Genomic DNA, 16,028 nt, shown 5'->3' on the forward strand with positions numbered 1-16,028 from the left:
GTTCATGTCTGTACCTCAATATGTTGAAGGTCGCGGCCTGCTGCGCGGCAAGTCGGTGCTGATCACCGCGGCGGCGGGTGCCGGGATCGGCTTTTCCGCCGCAGTGCGTGCTGCCGAGGAAGGTTGTCGCGCACTGATGATCAGCGATATCCATGAAGGCCGGTTGGCCGAGGCGGTGCTGAAGATCCGTGAAACCACCGGGTTGCAACAGGTCTTCGGCCAGGTCTGCAACGTCGCCGACGAAGCCCAGGTGCAACAACTGATTGCCTGCGCCGAACGTGACCTGCAAGGCGTCGATGTGTTGATCAACAACGCCGGGCTTGGCGGCTCGCGGTTGCTGGTGGACATGGCCGATGAAGAGTGGCATCGGGTCATCGACGTGACGCTCACCGGCACCATGCGCATGACCCGCGCCATGCTGCCGAAAATGATGGAGCGGCGTGCCGGAGTGATCGTCAACAACGCCTCGGTACTGGGCTGGCGCGCGCAGAAAGAACAGGCGCACTACGCCGCCGCCAAGGCTGGCGTGATGGCGCTGACCCGCTGCGCAGCGGTCGAGGCGGCTGACTACGGCATCCGTATCAACGCGGTCAGCCCGAGCATTGCCCTGCACGATTTCCTGCGCAAATCCGCGCCCCAGGCGGTGCTCGATCAACTGGCCGCCAACGAAGCGTTCGGTCGCGCCGCCGAAGTCTGGGAAGTGGCCAACGTGATGATGTTCCTGGCCAGTGACTACAGCTCCTACATGACCGGCGAAGTGTTGTCGGTGTCCAGCCAGAGGGCGTGACCATGCCACGTATTTTCGACACGCCGATGGCCTTGTTCGACGCCGTGGGCGAATCGCTTGGCGCCAGTGACTGGCTGTTGCTGGAACAGGACCGCATCGACCGCTTCGCCGACGCCACGGGCGATCACCAGTGGATTCATGTCGATCCGCTCAAGGCCGCCAACGGTCCGTTTGGCGCCTGCATTGCCCACGGCTACCTGAGCCTGTCGCTGGTCAATCTGTTCTTGCCGCAGATCGTCGAGGTCCGTGGCCTGGCCATGGGTGTCAATTACGGCTGTGAGCGGGTGCGCTTCCCCTCGGTGGTGCGCGTCGGCTCGCGGGTGCGCGGCAGTGCGCAACTGATCGCGGTCGAGGAAGTGAAGGGCGGCGTACAGGCGACCATCCGCGTCAGCGTCGAAATCGACGGCGAGGAACGCCCCGGCTGCGTGGTTGACACCATCAGTCGTTATTACCCGGCCTGACCTTCAACAGTATTTTCGAGGAATCCAGCATGAAAGAAGCCGTCATCGTTTCCACCGCCCGTACCCCGATCGGTAAAGCCTTTCGCGGTGCGTTCAATGACACCGAAGCGCCGCAACTGGGCGGACATGTGGTGCGCGAAGCCGTACGCCGTGCCGGTATCGAACCGGGTGAAGTGGACGACGTGATCATCGGCGCCGCCGCGCAGCAGGGTACGCAGTCCTATAACCTGGGGCGCCTGTGTGCAATTGCCGGTGGTTTGCCGGCATCGGTTGCCGGGATGGCCGTCGAGCGCCAGTGTTCGTCGGGCCTGATGAGTATCGCCATGGCCGCCAAGGGCATCATGTGCGACGAAATCGATATCGCCGTGGCCGGTGGCCTAGAGTCGATTTCCCTGGTGCAGAACAAGCACAAGAACCTGTATCGCAATCAGTCGGGTTCGGTGATCGAGCTGGACCCGCACGCTTACATCCCGATGATCGAAACCGCCGAGATCGTCTCCGCGCGCTACGGCATCTCCCGCGACGAGCAGGACGAATACAGCTACCAGAGCCAGTTGCGTACCGCACAGGCTCAGAGCGCCGGACGCTTCGACCGGGAGCTCGCACCGCTGACCAGCCGCAAGGCACTGTTCGACAAGGCCACCGGCGAAACCAGTTATGACACCGTCACTTTGCTGCGCGATGAGTGCAACCGCATCGACACCACTCTCCAGAGCCTGAAGGCGCTGGAGCCAGTGTGGTCGGGCGGTCAGTGGAGCGACAAGGGTCGTTTCATCACCGCCGGCAACGCCTCGCAGTTGTCCGATGGTGCGGCGGCCTCGGTGTTGATGAGCGCGAAAATGGCCGAGAAACGTGGCCTGGAACCGCTGGGGATCTATCGTGGTATGGCCGTCGCCGGTTGCAATTCCGACGAGATGGGCATCGGCCCGATCTACGCGATTCCGAAACTGCTCAAGCGTCATGGCCTGACCATGGACCACATCGGCCTCTGGGAGTTGAACGAGGCATTCGCTTGTCAGGTGCTGTATTGCCGCGACACCCTGGGCATTCCGGCCGAGCGCCTGAACGTCAACGGCGGGGCAATCGCCATCGGCCATCCATTCGGCATGTCCGGGGCGCGGATGGTTGGCCACGCGTTGGTCGAAGGCCAGCGTCGCGGTTTGCGTTACGTGGTGGTGAGCATGTGCATCGGTGGCGGCATGGGCGCTGCTGCTCTATTCGAGGTGGTCTGAATGATCAGCGCACAACATATCCAGACGACAATGGCGCGTTACGTGGAATTGGTGGATGCCGGCGACATCGACGGCATCCTCGCGCTCTACGCCAAAGACGCCACCGTTGAAGACCCGGTCGGCCAGGCGCCGTTGCAGGGCATCGACGCCATCGCGCGTTTTTACCGTGAAGGACTGGGGGCGATGAAAGTCTCCGCAACCCAGACCGGCCCGGTGCGCGCGACGCTCAACGGTTGCGGCGCGATGCCATTCCGGGTCGACATGGAGTGGGGCGGGCAACCGTGCTCGCTGCATGTGATCGACGTGATGGAGTTCGATGCCGACGGCAAGATCCGTTCGATGAAAGCCTTCTGGAGTGAGGCCAACGTGACCGCGCGAGGTGCCGTGTGACTCTGGAACAGCGGATCGCCCGCCTGGAAGCGCTGGAGGACATCCGCCAGCTCAAGCATCGCTACCTCAATGCCTGCGATCTCAAGCAGGTCGAGGTGATTGCCGACTGTTTTGCCGAAGGTGAGGTGCTGATCGATTACGGTCCTCTAGGGATCTTTCGCGAGCGCGACAGTTTTGTCGCGCTGTACCGTGAGTTGGCTTGCCATGAGCGGGTGATCGACCTGCATCACGGCGCCAACCCGGAAATCGATGTGCTAAGCGAAGATGAAGCCCAGGGCCGTTGGGCCCTATGGTATTTCAACCTGGATGGCGAGAGCGGGGCGACGCGGCAGTTGGGTGGGTTCTATCAGGACCGTTATCAGCGTATCGCCAGCCAATGGAAGATCGTCGCCACCCGCTTTACCGCTCACTCGGAAGTGGCGCGTTCCTGAAGGGGGCTCACTCCAGAGGTGGCTTCTGTAGGAGCGAGCTTGCTTGCGATGACGGCATGTCAGGCAACATCAATGTTGGATGTGCTGACAGCCATATCCGGATTCTGCGTTCGGCCGGTTTCGTAGTAGGCCTTGAGGTTCTCGGCAATCTGCCGAACAACTTTTTTGAAGGCCTTGGCCAGCAACCTTTCAAACAGCTTGCCGCCGCGCAGGCTGTAACTCATTTGCAGGGTGATGCGGGTCGTGTTGCCTTCGGCTTGCAAGGCATAACTGAAACTCGCCTCGCGAAACGGGAAGGGCGAGTCATTGCCACCCTTGTGCAACCGCAGCACGAACCCTGTGCCTTCCTGCCATTGCACCACGCTTTCATCCAGATACTGACCACCCTTGCGCAACACCCGACGACTGGCGCCGATACCTTCCGTTGCGCCTGGATGAAACTGGCAACCGGTCAGGCCTGGTACGTAGTGCGGGGCAAGGCTCAGGTCGCGTAGTCTGGTCCATGCGGCTTGTCGCGTGAGGTTCAGCACAACACTGTGGCTGGCTACGGGCATGTCGAAAGTCCTCTTATGGATGGGATTGAGCCGCATCGAGAAATGCCGGGCGTTCGCCCGCGCCATGCACCGCGATATCCGCGCCGCTGACGTAACGGGCCAATGTCGAGGCCAGGTACAGGCAGGTGTCGCCAATGTCCCCTGGGGTCGCCAGGCGTTGCAACGGAATGGTCGCCGCCACCCTGGCAATGCCCGCGCCGTCACCATAATGCATGGCCGCCTGCTCGGTGAGAATCAACCCGGCGGTCACGGCGTTGACCCGCACCTTGGGCGCCCATTCCACCGCCAGCGAGGTCGTCAGGTTGAGCAAGCCGGCCTTGGCCGCGCCATAAGCGGCGGTGCCGGGGGAAGGGCGGGTGGCGCTGACGCTGCAGATGTTGATGATCGCGCCACCGTCGGCCTGGGCTTGCATCACCTGGTTGGCCTGCTGGCACAGGTTCAGTGGCGCAATCAGGTTCAGGCGGATGATTGCCTCGCTGAAGCGCGGCGAAGCCGTGGCGGCGTCGGCATTCGGCGAACCGCCGGCGTTGTTGACCAGCACATCGAGGCGGCCGAAGCGCTCGACGATCTGCGTAATCAAGCGCCCGGACTGCTCGACATCCCGCAGGTCGCAGGCCACGAACAGCGCCTCGCGCCCGGCGCTGGCCGGCAAGGTTTGTGGTGCTTCGCGACCGCAAATCACCACGTCGGCGCCACAGTCCAGAAAGCGCTGGCTGATGCCGCGTCCGACGCCTTTGCCACCTCCGGTAACCAGTACCACTTTGCCGCGAAAGTCCATTGGATCAAGCATGGGGGTGTCTCGTTCTGTCGCTCGGGAATGTAACCGATGCTAGGTCTGCAACCCCGGCAGGCCAACGTCCAAAGGGACTAGAGATTGTCTGTTCTGTGTAGGAGCGAGCTCGCTCGCGATGGACCTGAGAACACCGCGGGGTGTCAGGCACCCAGCGTCATCGTTGACCACCATCGCGAGCGAGCTCGCTCCTACGCAGTACAGGTGCGTAGTCCTGTCGGACGATGTTGATGGCCCGACCCGTCGGAATAATCCGGCTACAACAACAGGCCGGGAGGACACCTTATGGGCGCTTCAGCGCAAGGGCACTTCGTTACGCTGCCGGATGGTTTGCAGCTGCACTACAAAGACACCGGCAACGGCGAACCGGTGATTTTCATCCATGGCAGCGGGCCGGGCGCCAGCGGTCACAGCAACTTCAAGCAGAACTACCCGCTGTTCGCCGAAGCCGGTTACCGGGTGATCGTCCCGGATTTGCCCGGCTACGGCGCTTCGGACAAGCCGGACACCCTCTACACCCTGGACTTTTTTGTCGCCGCCCTCAGCGGTTTGCTCGATGCCCTCGACATCCAGCGTTGCGTGCTGGTCGGCAACTCCCTGGGCGGCGCGATCGCGATCAAACTGGCCCTCGACCAACCGCAACGTATCAGTCGTCTGGTGCTGATGGCGCCCGGTGGCCTGATGGAAAAAGAACAGTATTACCTGCAGATGGAAGGCATCCAGAAAATGGGCGCGGCTTTCGCCAAGGGTGAGCTGAACGATGCGGCGGGTATGCGTCGCCTGCTGGCCTTGCAACTGTTCGACGAAACCCTGATCAGCGACGAAACGGTCAACGAGCGCGTGGCTGTGGTTCAGCAGCAACCGGTGTGCGTGCTGTCGACCATGCAGGTGCCGAACATGACGTCGCGCCTGGCTGAATTGCAGTGCCCGATCCTCGGTTTCTGGGGCATGAACGACAAGTTCTGCCCGTCCTCCGGTGCCCAGACCATGCTTGAACACTGCACCCAAATACGTTTCGTGATGCTCAGCGAGTGCGGGCATTGGGTCCAGGTCGAGCACCGTGACTTTTTCAACCGCCAGTGCCTGGCGTTTTTTCAGGAGGCCCGTGGATGAGCGTGCAATTGCGCCGTGAGTTCGGCGAAGAGCTTTATCAGGCGCTGCTCAGCGGCTCCACCCTGGCGCCGCTGACAGAGCGCTGGCCGTCGATCAGCATCGAAGACGCCTATCACATTTCCCTGTACGCCATTGAGCGTCGGGTGGCGGCCGGTGACCAGATTGTCGGCAAGAAAATCGGCGTAACCTCGGCGGCGGTGCAGCAAATGCTTAACGTGCATCAGCCGGATTTCGGCTTCATCACGCGGCAGATGTCGTTCGATGACGATGCGCAAATTTCCCTGTCCGCCAACAAACTGATACAGCCCCGTGCCGAGGGCGAGATCGCCTTCAAGCTCAAGCATGACCTGGTCGGCCCCGGCATCACCGAAGCCGACGTGCTGGCCGCCACCGAATACGTGATGCCGTGTTTCGAGATCGTCGACTCACGGATTCACGACTGGCGCATCCGCATCCAGGACACGGTCGCTGACAACGCTTCTTGCGGAGTGTTTGTGTTGGGCGACAGCAAGGTGGATCCGCGCGAACTGGACCTGCCGAACTTGCGCATGCGCGTGTTCAAAAACGCAGAGCCCCTGAGTGAAGGCCTGGGTTCGGCGGTGCAGGGCAACCCGTTGACGGCGGTGGCCTGGCTGGCCAATACCCTGGGCGCCTTCGGCATTCCGTTCAAGGCCGGGGAAATCATCCTGTCCGGCTCGCTGGTACCGCTGGAACCGGCCCGTGCCGGCGACCGTTTTGAACTGACCATTGATGGCCTGGGCAGTGCCCGGGTGTCTTTCTGCGCCTGACTTTTGGAGTTTGACCCCCATGAGCAAAAAACTCAGAGCGGCCATTATCGGCCCGGGCAACATCGGCACCGATCTGCTGATGAAAATGTGCCGATCGCAATGGATCGAGCCGGTGTGGATGGTTGGTGTCGACCCTGAATCCGAAGGCCTGAAACGTGCTCGGGAAATGGGCATCAAAACCACCGCCGGCGGTGTCGATGGCTTGCTGCCTCACGTCCTCGACGATGACATTCGCATTGCCTTCGATGCCACCTCGGCTTACGTACACGCGGAAAACAGCCGCAAGCTCAACGAACTCGGGGTGATCATGATCGACCTCACGCCGGCGGCCATCGGTCCGTACTGCGTGCCGCCGGTCAACCTCAAGGAGCACGCGTCGAGCCTGGCGATGAACGTCAACATGGTCACCTGCGGTGGTCAGGCGACCATCCCGATGGTGGCGGCGGTGTCGCGGGTGCAGCCGGTGAGCTACGGCGAGATCGTCGCGACGGTCTCGTCCGGTTCGGTGGGCCCGGGCACGCGGCAGAACATCGACGAGTTCACCCGCACCACCGCCGGTGCGGTGGAGAAGATCGGCGGCGCCCGACGCGGCAAGGCGATCATCGTGATCAACCCGGCCGAGCCGCCGCTGATGATGCGCGACACCATCCACTGCCTGACCGATGACGAGCCGAACCAGGATGCAATCCGCACCTCGGTGCTGGAGATGGTCCGCGAAGTGCAGCGCTATGTGCCCGGCTACAAGCTGATCAACGGGCCGGTGTTCGACGGGCGCAAGGTGTCGATTTTCATCGAGGTCGAAGGTCTCGGTGATTTCCTGCCCAAGTCCGCCGGCAACCTCGACATCATGACTGCCGCCGGTTTGCGCACGGCCGAGATGTTCGCCGAAGAAGCCCACAAGGGCACCCTGCAATTGCCTGCCCGTTGAGTGGAGAATCGCTATGAATTTGCAAGGTAAGAGCGTCCGTCTGCATGACATGAGCCTGCGCGACGGCATGCATGCCAAACAGCACCAGATCAGTATCGAACAAATGGTCTCGGTGGCCACCGGTCTCGATGCGGCCGGTGTGCCGCTGATCGAAATCACCCATGGCGATGGCCTGGGCGGTGCATCGCTGAACTACGGTTTCCCGGCCCACAGCGACGAGGAATACTTCTCTGCGGTGATTCCGAAAATGAAACAGGCCAAGGTTTCGGCTCTGTTGTTGCCGGGGATCGGTACCCTCGACCACCTGAAAATGGCCCACGAACACGGCGTGTCGACCATTCGTGTGGCGACCCACTGCACCGAGGCGGACGTGTCCGGCCAGCACATCGGCATGTCGGCGAAGATGGGCCTGGACACCGTTGGCTTCCTGATGATGGCGCACATGGTCAGCCCGGAAAAACTGCTGGAGCAGGCGCGGTTGATGGAAAGCTACGGCGCCAATTGCATCTATTGCACTGACTCGGCCGGCTACATGCTGCCCGATGAAGTGACGCAAAAGATCGGGGCCCTGCGTGCGGGACTGAACGCCGGGACCGAAGTCGGTTTCCATGGCCACCACAACATGGGCATGGCCATCGCCAACTCCCTGGCTGCCATCGAGGCCGGTGCTGCACGGATCGACGGTTCGGTCGCGGGTCTTGGCGCGGGGGCGGGTAACACGCCGCTGGAAGTGTTCGTCGCGGTGCTGGAGCGCATGGGCGTCAACAGTGGCGTCGACCTGTACAAGATCATGGATGTGGCCGAAGACCTGGTGGTGCCGATGATGGACCAGCCGATCCGCCTCGATCGGGACGCACTGACACTCGGTTACGCCGGGGTCTACAGCTCGTTCCTGTTGTTCGCCAAGCGTGCCGAGCAGAAGTACGGCATCGCTGCTCGCGAACTGCTGGTGGAGCTGGGCCGACGCGGAACCGTGGGTGGCCAGGAAGACATGATCGAAGACCTGGCGTTGACCCTGTCGCGGGCCAGGGGTGTACTGCCAACCTGATTAATGCGGCAACGAAAAAACCACCGATCCGGTGGTTTTTTTATGGCCGGTGGAAACCGTGCTCAAGGCAGCAGATTGCGCACCACGGGCGGGTAGCAGTTGATGGCCGAGCTCGAACAGCTGAAGTAAGCCATGGTCGGTCGGTAGGCTTCGTTCTTGAACAGCTGGCACAGACTGGTGGAAGCACCGGCACAGAGGATGATGAACAGAGCACAAGTCGTTTTGCGCATGATGAGTCTCGACACGGTTTTATTGTTGTAGAGACAGGTTATGGCGGCGGCGCGCGAGTCGCCTCGTCCGAATGGACTAGTTGATGACTTGAGAACTGCGCAACCCCCCTGTGGGAGCGGGCTTGCTCGCGAAAGCGGAGTGTCAGGCGATGGAGATGTCGGCTGTGCCGGCCTCTTCGCGAGCAAGCCCGCTCCCACAGGTATTGTGTGGTGTCAGACCCGTCGGGCGAGGGCGCCTATTGCCATGAACAGCGCCGCAATCGCCCTGGCCTCGTGGAGTTCACCGCGGGCCACCAGTTCGGGGATTTGCGTCAGTGGTACCCGCAGGCATTCCAGGGGTTCGGGTTCGTCGCCTTCGAGTTGGCAGGGGCTCAGTTGTTCGGCCAGTACGACCCGGTAGCGATGGCACAAGTGCCCCGGTGCCAGGGTCAGCTCGCCCAGTTCAGTGAGGCGTTCGGCGCGCATGCCGACTTCTTCACTCAGCTCGCGCTGCGCCGCCTGCAAGTAGTCTTCATTGGGCTCGGCGCCGCCCTTGGGCAGGCCGAGAATGGTTTTTTCCACACCGACCGCGTATTCGCGAACCAGCAGCACATGCTCTGGATCGGGCATCGCCACCAGCATCACCGAGCGATAACCGGTGCCGCGCAGGCGTTCGTAGACCCGCTGCTGGCCGTTGCTGAATTGCAGGTGCAGAGCTTCGATCTGAAAGTGGCCGCTTTGCGCCAGCAGTTCGGTCTTTAGGATGGTTGGGCAGTTGCGCATGGGGCATTCCCCTGTTTGGGATAAAGACACTGTGCGCTGTGCAACGGGAGCCGCCATCGTCCGAGCGGACGAGGGCGGCAATGAGGGCTAGCCGAGGGTCGCCACGCTGCGCAGGATCAGGCGCACCAGCATGGTCTGGCGGGTCACGCCGGTCTTGGAGAAGGTCGAGCGCAAGTGTGCCCGCGAGGTGTTGCGGCTGATGCCCAGTTCCTCCGAGGCTTCGTCGAGGGTCAAGCCGTTGGCCAGCAGCATTGCCAGCTGGGTTTCCGCCGGGGTGAAGTCGAACAGCGCGCGAACGATTTCCTGCGGTGCGGTGGATTGTTGTTCCGGGTCGCTGATGAAAATCACCACGGTCGGGCACTGCTTGCCCTCGCTCCAGTCGGTCAATGGCACCGAGCGTACGATGATCCCCAGATCCGCTTTGCCGGACGGCCGCTGCACGCGCAGGGCTTCGACCACCGAGGGGTTGCTGCTTTTTTGCGACAGCAGCGACTGCTTGACCAGGCGACGGAACTCCTGGGTGTCCCGGGCCGTACCGACCTGCAGCCCATCGTTGACCAGTTTGATGCCGTCCTTTTCCTGGATCAGCCGGTCGGCGACCTGGTTGGTCTGCAGTACCTTGCCGGCCTCATCGAGGATGATCGTGCCGACCGCCATCTGGTTCACCGCGCCGGCGTACAGATTGCGTTCGGCCTCGATGCGGTTGAGCTGCATGTGGATCTTGATCGAACGTTCCAGGTGCGCAATGAAATGCGTGAGCATGGCCTTTTCTTCATTGCCGAACGGCTTGTCGTCACGTCCGCGGCTGATGCGAATGCGGCACTGGGCGCCGTCGACGGTGTTGATGTCGGCACCGAGGATGTGGAACACGTCCACCGGTTCAAGGAAGTTCTTGTAGAACTCGGAATTCTGCCAGTCGTCGTTGGAGACGAACTCGGCGAGGGTCACCACCTGGCGGTTGGGCAGGTCGACAAACGGATCGAGGCTGAAAAAGTGTTTGTTGTACGACGCGGTCGCCTCGGTCGAGGTGCCGGTGGTGTTGACCATCAAGCCGTCCACGTGGGCGCTGGGCGGACGCAGGATGAAGGTCACGTACTTGCTGTTCAGATGCACATTGAGCTGATTGAGAAAAGTAGCCCAGGGAATGGTTTCCAGCGGACCCTGATAGAGGTTGCCGATCAAATCACTGAACGTATCGAGGCTGAGGCTCTGCTGCATAGGGAAAAACCGTTTTTATTATTAGCGTTGGCGGTGGCCGAGAATAAGCGCCGGTATCGACTCCTTGCAACGCTCGGGCTCAGGGCCTGACCGGCGGCTGCCGAACAGGCCCATGGCGGGCGAAAAGCCGCTGGCGTCAGACCCGTTCGCTGGCGCGCACGACAAACTTCTTGTGTTCGGCAACGTCCGCCGACAGCGCCTCGACGTCGGTGTAGAACTGCTCGTACCAACGGCGCAGCTGATAGACCGGACCGTCGCCGTCACACAACAGCGGGTTATCGACGCGGGTCTTGCTGTGCCAGATGGCCACGTCTTCGTAGAAGGCTGCCTGCGCCTGCGCGACGTAGGCCTTGGCCATCGCCTGGTTCTGCTCTTCGCTCAAGCCCGGGATCTTCTTCACCAGCACGCCGTAGCGCAGGGTGAAACTGTCGAGGTCGATCGGCACATGGCAGTTGAGCAGGATCGAGTGGATCGGCTGGCCGTTCATGGCACCGTTCATCTCGGTGATCTGATAGGCCGGGCCGAAATAGGTGGCCTCGGTGGTCAGCACGCTGTCGCCGGACAGGCGCTCACTGCGGGCGCGCATGATCTGGGTGGCCAGGTGGCCCTGGAAAATATTGATGAACTCGTCGACCGGTGCGCCATGGACGGTACCGAAGTGCGCCATATCGGCGATGTTGTCGATCAGTTCGCGGCAGTTGGTGTCAATCTGCAGCTCAGCGACTTCCCACGCCGCCCATTCGTCGCTGTAGCAGGCGTCGATGCGCGGAATGCGTTGTTCCGGCAGCGGGGGGTTGCCTTCGGGGTCATTCCAGACGAACAGCAACTGGTTCTCTTCCATGATCGGCCAGCTTTTGATTTTGGCCCGTGGCGGGATGCGCTTGGCGTAGGGGATGTCATCGCACACGCCATCGGCGCCCCAACGCCAGGCGTGGAACGGGCAGCGGATCGAGTTGCCTTCAACGCAACCGGTGCTCAGGTCGGCGCCCATGTGCGGGCAGTAGCCATCAAGAATATGCAGCTCGTCGTCTTCACCCTGGAACGCCACCAGACGGGTGCCGAACACCTCCAGGCGATGGGCCTTGCCGTCGCGGTATTGCGCGGCCAGGCCCAGGCAATGCCAGCCGCGGGCGTAGCGGTCTTCCAGCAGTTTGGCTTCGATGCGGTGCAGGGTACTCATTTTATTATTCTCCCAAGAGATCACGGGGTTGGCGCATGTAACGGATTCTGCCGCCCCTGTAAAAGCGGGCATCGTCTGAATGGACGATGGCTGCTTTAAGTAGGCCCGCTCTACTGGCGCCATTAGACCCATGGCAGGAGTTGGCGATGAGTAATGAACAAGGGCCGGTAGCGGTGATTACCGGGGCCGCCAGTGGTATTGGCCGTGGCCTGGCCGAACACGCGGCGACACTGGGCATGCGCCTGGTGCTGGCGGATCGGGATGCAGCGGGCCTGCAAGCCCTGTGTGACGAACTGAAGGCTGGCGGTGTGCAAGCGATTGCCTGCGTCACCGATGTCGGTGATGCGCAGCAGGTCGAGCGCTTGCGTGACCTTGCTGTCGAGCACTTTGGCGGGGTCGACCTGCTGTTCAACAATGCCGGCGTGATGCAAACCGGCTTCAGCTGGGAAATCACCGAGGCGCAATGGCAGCGCATGCTGAACGTCAACCTCAACGGCGTGATCAACGGCATTCGCTGCTTTGTGCCGCTGTTGCTCAGTCAGGGCCGGGCAGCCCATGTGATCAACACGGCGTCCCTTGCCGGGCTGGTCAGCAGTCCGTTGATGGCGCCGTACAACGTGACCAAGCAGGCCGTGGTCGCGCTCTCGGAAACCCTGCATTACGAACTCGCCATGATCGGTGCGCCGGTATCGGTTTCGGTGCTGTGCCCGGGGCCGGTGGCCAGTGAAATCATGGCGTCGAACCAAGTGGTGGACACCGCCGGATCCGACTTCAGTCAACTGCTCGACAGCACCATTCGCCAGGGCATGACCCCGGCGGAACTGGCCGCGCAAGTATTCGCCGCCGTCGCGCAAAAACGCTTCTGGATTCTGCCCCACAAGGGTTTCAAGCCGGCCCTTGAGCGCCGGGTACAAAGCATCCTGGGCGAGACCAATCCGCAGTTTCAAATGGCCGACGTAGAGGGTGAAGCTCATGCCGCTCGATAAGCAGATCGCAGAGGTGCTCCAGCAGTTTCGCGACATCCCCGAGCCCGATTTCAGCCAGGTCGATGCCGCTCAGTACCGGCAGTTCTCCGACAACCTGCTGCCGGCCATTCCCGGCGATCCGATGACCGAGGTGCGCGACCTGCGGGTGGCCGGCGCGGACGGTGAACTGGATGCACGGCTGTATCGGCCATCGGATGAGCCCAACCTGCCGTTGCTGGTGTTTTTCCATGGTGGCGGGTTTGTCATGGGCAATCTCGATACCCATGACAATCTCTGCCGATCGCTGGCCCGCCAGACCGAAGCGGTGGTGGTGTCGGTCGCCTACCGACTGGCGCCGGAAAGCAAGTTCCCCGCTGCGCCTCTCGATTGTTATGCGGCCACCTGCTGGCTGGTCGAGCACGCAGCTGAACTGCGCGTCGATGGCAGCCGGCTGGCTGTGGCCGGAGACAGCGCCGGGGGCAATCTGGCGCTGGCGGTCAGTCAGTTGGCGGCGCAGCGCCAAGGGCCGAAGATCAGCTATCAGTGCCTGTTTTACCCAGTCACCGATGCGGGTTGCGACTCTCAGTCTTTCGAAGACTTTGCCGAGAGCTATCTACTTTCCGCCGCAATGATGCGCTGGTTCTGGCAGCAGTATCTGCAAGGCGTCGGGCAGGCAGATGACCCATTGGCCTCGCCGTTGCGTGCCGAGAGCCTGGCGGGATTGCCGCCAACGACCCTGATGACTGCCGAATTCGACCCGTTGCGCGATGAGGGCGAGGCCATGGCCGAATGTCTGCGCGAGGCCGGCGTGCCTGTGCGCGTACAGCGTTGTGACGGGATGATCCACGGCTTTGTCAGCATGGCGCCATTTGTCGAAGGGGCGGCACATGTCTTGTCCGATGCGGCAGCCGACCTGCGCGGGGCGCTAAAATGAACGGCCTGGCTTTCAATACGGTACCGCAACTGATCGAGGCCATCGGCGCCGGTCGGATGGTGGTGATCACCGACGACGAACACAACGGCGAAGGCTCGTTGCTGATGGCCGCCGAACAGGCCGGGGCCGAAGCCGTCACCTTCATGGCGGTGCAGGCACGCGGGCTGATTTGTCTGGCCCTGACCGAACAACGCTGCCGTGCGTTGGGCCTGGACCTGATGGTGCCCAACTCCCGGGCACAACACGGCGTGGGGTTTACCCGCTCGATCGAAGCCGCCACCGGGGTGTCCACGGGTATCTCGGCGGCGGACCGTGCGCGGTCGATCCAGGTGGCGGTCGACCCGGCCAGTGTTCCGACGGACCTGGTGCAACCGGGGCATATCTTCCCGGTGCAAGCCTTGCCCGGTGGCGTGATGCAGCGGGCCGGACATGTCGAGGCCGCTTGCGACCTGACGCGACTGGCGGGGCTGCAACCGGCGGCAACCTTGGTGGGCATTCTTAATGAGGACGGCGAACTGGCCCGTGGTGCCGAGTTGCATGAGTTCGCCCAGCGTCATGGCTTGCGGATCGGCACCATCGCCGACCTGATTCACTATCGAATCCTGCATGAAGGCACGATCGAGCGCGGCGGCGAATATCCGTTGCACACCCGCCATGGTGAGTTCCAGGTGACGACCTATCAGGACACCTACCAGGGTTCGTTGCACTTGGCGCTGGTCAAGGGCCGGATCGACAGCACGCAACCGGTGCTGGTGCGGGTGCAAAGCATCGAGACGTTGCGTGACGTGCTGGGGTGTGAAAGCGAAGGCGGGCCGCAGCAGTGGACGCTGGAGCGTTCGCTGGCCAGTATCGCGGCGGCCGGTAGCGGTGTGCTGGTGCTGCTGGCGCAGAAGGAATCCGCCGAGGGCGTGCTTGAGCAACTGCGTCAGCGCAGCGGCGCCAAGCAGCGGGCGCCACAGTTTCCGCAACGGACTTTGGGCATCGGCGCGCAGATCCTGCGCGACCAGAACGTGCGCAAAATGCGCCTGATGAGTTCGCCGGTGCCGTACACCGCCGTGTCCGGGTTTGATCTGGAAGTGACGGAGTTTGTGCCCTTTCAGCCGGCAGTCTGAAGCCAACACAAAACCCAGTGGGAGCGAGCTTGCTCCCACAATGGTTTTTGGATACCCGCAGATGTTGCGTACACCGACTAACCCTGTGGGAGCGAGCTTGCTCGCGATAGCTATCGATTGGTCACATCCGGTCAAAGGTTGACCCAACGCCCAAGCATCCACCGGTCTAGCCTTGCTCCTGAATTCACTACGGAGAGGGCAAAGGAATGCCTGATTTACCTGCTTCATTTCGTCTGCGCATCGGCCGCTATGCCGAGCCCAACAGGGTTTACCTGTTGACGAGCAACACGCTGGATCGAGAACCGGTTTTCAAGGATTTCGGTTTGGGCAGGCTGGTCGTCAAGCAATTTCAATATGCACAGGAACAATACTGGGCGAACTCTTTAGCGTGGGTCGTCATGGCCGATCATTTTCATTGGTTGATCGAGTTGCAGCAGTGCTCACTCAGTCAGCTGATGCAAAAAACCAAATCATTGAGTACGCGGGCCGTGAACATGTCCGTCGGACGTAAAGGCAGTCTATGGCAGCAGGGCTATCACGATCGGGCGTTGAGGCGGGATGAGGACCTGGTCAAGCTTGCTCGATATGTTGTCGCGAACCCGTTGCGGGCTGGGTTGGTTGAGAAGCTTGGCGACTATCCGTTGTGGGATGCGATCTGGGTTTGATCCGAAACCGCGTAGCCACCATCGTGAGCAAGCTCGCTCCCACAATGATTTTTGGATAGCCGCAGATGTTGCGTACACCCGCTAACCCTGTGGGAGCGAGCTTGCTCGCGATAGCGGACTGTCAGACGAGTTTGATGTGGACTGGGCCGGCCTCATCGCGAGCAAGCTCGCTCCCACAATGATTTTTGGATAGCCGCAGATGTTGCGTACACCCGCTAACCCTGTGTGCGAGCTTGCTCGCGATGGCGGACAGTCAGGCGAGTTTGAAGTGGACTGGGCCGGCCTCATCGCGAGCAAGCTCGCTCCCACAATGATTTTTGGTTAGCCGCAGATGTTGCGTACACCCGCTAACCCTGTGGGAGATTCTATGGTTGAGGGAAAGCCCTCAACTGGCTTTTGGCTGATATTCGCTTTGCCCTTTCAGCAAGGCGAATACCACC

The 16,028-nt window shown here is 61.7% G+C and carries 19 protein-coding genes; 13 read left to right on the forward strand and 6 right to left on the reverse strand.

Annotation, left to right across the window (positions count from 1 at the left end; translation table 11 throughout):
* Positions 1 to 4 precede the first annotated feature (4 nt).
* From AC3WTM_RS17110 to AC3WTM_RS17130, 5 genes are read left to right on the forward strand one after another with little or no spacing between them, the layout of a single operon-like run.
* Complete coding sequence (locus AC3WTM_RS17110; RefSeq protein WP_102671857.1) at positions 5 to 787, forward strand: SDR family oxidoreductase; 783 nt, start codon at positions 5 to 7, stop codon at positions 785 to 787.
* Between the two features lie 2 nt (positions 788 to 789).
* Positions 790 to 1,248, forward strand: coding sequence for a MaoC family dehydratase (locus tag AC3WTM_RS17115; RefSeq protein ID WP_102671858.1), 459 nt, complete (start codon positions 790 to 792; stop codon positions 1,246 to 1,248).
* A 29-nt stretch (positions 1,249 to 1,277) separates the two neighbouring features.
* Positions 1,278 to 2,480, forward strand: a complete 1,203-nt coding sequence (locus AC3WTM_RS17120) for an acetyl-CoA C-acyltransferase (protein ID WP_102671859.1) — start codon at positions 1,278 to 1,280, stop codon at positions 2,478 to 2,480.
* Positions 2,481 to 2,870, forward strand: a complete 390-nt coding sequence (locus tag AC3WTM_RS17125) for a steroid Delta-isomerase (RefSeq protein WP_102671860.1) — start codon at positions 2,481 to 2,483, stop codon at positions 2,868 to 2,870. It begins immediately after the preceding gene.
* Positions 2,867 to 3,301 carry a nuclear transport factor 2 family protein gene (locus tag AC3WTM_RS17130; protein ID WP_102671861.1) on the forward strand — a complete coding sequence of 145 codons (435 nt, stop codon included), beginning with the start codon at positions 2,867 to 2,869 and terminating at the stop codon, positions 3,299 to 3,301. The genes AC3WTM_RS17125 and AC3WTM_RS17130 overlap by 4 nt, the downstream gene beginning before the upstream one ends.
* A 59-nt stretch (positions 3,302 to 3,360) precedes the next feature.
* On the opposite strand, the gene AC3WTM_RS17135 is transcribed toward AC3WTM_RS17130, so the two are convergent.
* A complete protein-coding gene (locus AC3WTM_RS17135) occupies positions 3,361 to 3,855 on the reverse strand; it encodes an SRPBCC family protein (protein WP_102671862.1) in 495 nt (164 codons plus the stop codon).
* Between the two features lie 13 nt (positions 3,856 to 3,868).
* Positions 3,869 to 4,645, reverse strand: coding sequence for an SDR family oxidoreductase (locus AC3WTM_RS17140; protein WP_102671863.1), 777 nt, complete (start codon positions 4,643 to 4,645; stop codon positions 3,869 to 3,871).
* A gap of 285 nt (positions 4,646 to 4,930) precedes the next feature.
* Between AC3WTM_RS17140 and AC3WTM_RS17145 the strand changes: the two genes are divergently transcribed.
* From AC3WTM_RS17145 to dmpG, 4 genes are read left to right on the forward strand one after another with little or no spacing between them, the layout of a single operon-like run.
* Positions 4,931 to 5,758, forward strand: coding sequence for an alpha/beta fold hydrolase (locus tag AC3WTM_RS17145; protein ID WP_102671864.1), 828 nt, complete (start codon positions 4,931 to 4,933; stop codon positions 5,756 to 5,758).
* Entirely contained in the window at positions 5,755 to 6,546 is a 792-nt protein-coding gene (locus AC3WTM_RS17150) for a fumarylacetoacetate hydrolase family protein (RefSeq protein ID WP_057714049.1), read from the forward strand. The genes AC3WTM_RS17145 and AC3WTM_RS17150 overlap by 4 nt, the downstream gene beginning before the upstream one ends.
* A 19-nt stretch (positions 6,547 to 6,565) precedes the next feature.
* Entirely contained in the window at positions 6,566 to 7,474 is a 909-nt protein-coding gene (locus tag AC3WTM_RS17155; RefSeq protein ID WP_090456759.1) for an acetaldehyde dehydrogenase (acetylating), read from the forward strand.
* 13 nt (positions 7,475 to 7,487) lie between these two features.
* Positions 7,488 to 8,522 carry a 4-hydroxy-2-oxovalerate aldolase gene (dmpG, locus tag AC3WTM_RS17160; protein ID WP_057714051.1) on the forward strand — a complete coding sequence of 345 codons (1,035 nt, stop codon included), beginning with the start codon at positions 7,488 to 7,490 and terminating at the stop codon, positions 8,520 to 8,522.
* A 62-nt stretch (positions 8,523 to 8,584) separates the two neighbouring features.
* Here the strand turns inward: dmpG and AC3WTM_RS17165 are convergent, their stop codons facing one another.
* The 4 genes from AC3WTM_RS17165 to AC3WTM_RS17180 all read right to left on the reverse strand — a co-directional run bounded on the left by AC3WTM_RS17165 (position 8,585) and on the right by AC3WTM_RS17180 (position 11,912).
* The gene (locus tag AC3WTM_RS17165) at positions 8,585 to 8,752 is read right to left on the reverse strand and encodes a hypothetical protein (RefSeq protein ID WP_173677963.1); all 168 of its coding nucleotides are present in this window, start codon (positions 8,750 to 8,752) and stop codon (positions 8,585 to 8,587) included.
* Between the two features lie 213 nt (positions 8,753 to 8,965).
* The gene (gene nudE, locus AC3WTM_RS17170; protein WP_102671865.1) at positions 8,966 to 9,514 is read right to left on the reverse strand and encodes an ADP compounds hydrolase NudE; all 549 of its coding nucleotides are present in this window, start codon (positions 9,512 to 9,514) and stop codon (positions 8,966 to 8,968) included.
* Positions 9,515 to 9,601: 87 nt separating this feature from the next.
* Positions 9,602 to 10,732 (reverse strand): helix-turn-helix transcriptional regulator, encoded by a 1,131-nt coding sequence (locus AC3WTM_RS17175; RefSeq protein WP_057714053.1) that lies wholly within the window; start codon positions 10,730 to 10,732, stop codon positions 9,602 to 9,604.
* Positions 10,733 to 10,868: 136 nt separating this feature from the next.
* Positions 10,869 to 11,912, reverse strand: coding sequence for a 3-ketosteroid-9-alpha-monooxygenase, oxygenase component (locus AC3WTM_RS17180; protein ID WP_102671866.1), 1,044 nt, complete (start codon positions 11,910 to 11,912; stop codon positions 10,869 to 10,871).
* A gap of 146 nt (positions 11,913 to 12,058) precedes the next feature.
* Here AC3WTM_RS17180 and AC3WTM_RS17185 point away from each other — a divergent pair, with 146 nt between their 5' ends.
* The 4 genes from AC3WTM_RS17185 (at position 12,059) to AC3WTM_RS17200 (ending at position 15,588) form a co-directional block, all read left to right on the forward strand.
* Complete coding sequence (locus AC3WTM_RS17185; protein ID WP_102671867.1) at positions 12,059 to 12,898, forward strand: SDR family NAD(P)-dependent oxidoreductase; 840 nt, start codon at positions 12,059 to 12,061, stop codon at positions 12,896 to 12,898.
* Positions 12,885 to 13,811, forward strand: coding sequence for a LipP1 family hormone-sensitive lipase (gene lipP1 / locus AC3WTM_RS17190; protein ID WP_102671868.1), 927 nt, complete (start codon positions 12,885 to 12,887; stop codon positions 13,809 to 13,811). The genes AC3WTM_RS17185 and lipP1 overlap by 14 nt, the downstream gene beginning before the upstream one ends.
* Positions 13,808 to 14,923 carry a 3,4-dihydroxy-2-butanone-4-phosphate synthase gene (locus AC3WTM_RS17195; protein ID WP_102671869.1) on the forward strand — a complete coding sequence of 372 codons (1,116 nt, stop codon included), beginning with the start codon at positions 13,808 to 13,810 and terminating at the stop codon, positions 14,921 to 14,923. The genes lipP1 and AC3WTM_RS17195 overlap by 4 nt, the downstream gene beginning before the upstream one ends.
* Before the next feature lie 206 nt (positions 14,924 to 15,129).
* The gene (locus tag AC3WTM_RS17200; RefSeq protein ID WP_102671870.1) at positions 15,130 to 15,588 is read left to right on the forward strand and encodes an REP-associated tyrosine transposase; all 459 of its coding nucleotides are present in this window, start codon (positions 15,130 to 15,132) and stop codon (positions 15,586 to 15,588) included.
* Positions 15,589 to 16,028 lie beyond the last annotated feature (440 nt).

This window comes from Pseudomonas sp. EU05-FHT14B02 (assembly GCF_058791055.1).

What these genes read in the sequence shown, in the direction of transcription:
- AC3WTM_RS17125 (WP_102671860.1), top strand. Translation starts at nt 2,481, where the DNA reads ATGATCAGCGCACAACATATCCAGACGACAATGGCGCGTTACGTGGAA.
- AC3WTM_RS17195 (WP_102671869.1), top strand. Translation starts at nt 13,808, where the DNA reads ATGAACGGCCTGGCTTTCAATACGGTACCGCAACTGATCGAGGCCATC.
- AC3WTM_RS17135 (WP_102671862.1), bottom strand. Translation starts at nt 3,855, where the DNA reads ATGCCCGTAGCCAGCCACAGTGTTGTGCTGAACCTCACGCGACAAGCC.
- AC3WTM_RS17185 (WP_102671867.1), top strand. Translation starts at nt 12,059, where the DNA reads ATGAGTAATGAACAAGGGCCGGTAGCGGTGATTACCGGGGCCGCCAGT.
- AC3WTM_RS17150 (WP_057714049.1), top strand. Translation starts at nt 5,755, where the DNA reads ATGAGCGTGCAATTGCGCCGTGAGTTCGGCGAAGAGCTTTATCAGGCG.
- nudE (WP_102671865.1), bottom strand. Translation starts at nt 9,514, where the DNA reads ATGCGCAACTGCCCAACCATCCTAAAGACCGAACTGCTGGCGCAAAGC.
- AC3WTM_RS17145 (WP_102671864.1), top strand. Translation starts at nt 4,931, where the DNA reads ATGGGCGCTTCAGCGCAAGGGCACTTCGTTACGCTGCCGGATGGTTTG.
- AC3WTM_RS17165 (WP_173677963.1), bottom strand. Translation starts at nt 8,752, where the DNA reads ATGCGCAAAACGACTTGTGCTCTGTTCATCATCCTCTGTGCCGGTGCT.
- AC3WTM_RS17115 (WP_102671858.1), top strand. Translation starts at nt 790, where the DNA reads ATGCCACGTATTTTCGACACGCCGATGGCCTTGTTCGACGCCGTGGGC.
- lipP1 (WP_102671868.1), top strand. Translation starts at nt 12,885, where the DNA reads ATGCCGCTCGATAAGCAGATCGCAGAGGTGCTCCAGCAGTTTCGCGAC.
- AC3WTM_RS17175 (WP_057714053.1), bottom strand. Translation starts at nt 10,732, where the DNA reads ATGCAGCAGAGCCTCAGCCTCGATACGTTCAGTGATTTGATCGGCAAC.
- AC3WTM_RS17180 (WP_102671866.1), bottom strand. Translation starts at nt 11,912, where the DNA reads ATGAGTACCCTGCACCGCATCGAAGCCAAACTGCTGGAAGACCGCTAC.
- AC3WTM_RS17155 (WP_090456759.1), top strand. Translation starts at nt 6,566, where the DNA reads ATGAGCAAAAAACTCAGAGCGGCCATTATCGGCCCGGGCAACATCGGC.
- AC3WTM_RS17120 (WP_102671859.1), top strand. Translation starts at nt 1,278, where the DNA reads ATGAAAGAAGCCGTCATCGTTTCCACCGCCCGTACCCCGATCGGTAAA.
- AC3WTM_RS17140 (WP_102671863.1), bottom strand. Translation starts at nt 4,645, where the DNA reads ATGCTTGATCCAATGGACTTTCGCGGCAAAGTGGTACTGGTTACCGGA.
- dmpG (WP_057714051.1), top strand. Translation starts at nt 7,488, where the DNA reads ATGAATTTGCAAGGTAAGAGCGTCCGTCTGCATGACATGAGCCTGCGC.
- AC3WTM_RS17200 (WP_102671870.1), top strand. Translation starts at nt 15,130, where the DNA reads ATGCCTGATTTACCTGCTTCATTTCGTCTGCGCATCGGCCGCTATGCC.
- AC3WTM_RS17110 (WP_102671857.1), top strand. Translation starts at nt 5, where the DNA reads ATGTCTGTACCTCAATATGTTGAAGGTCGCGGCCTGCTGCGCGGCAAG.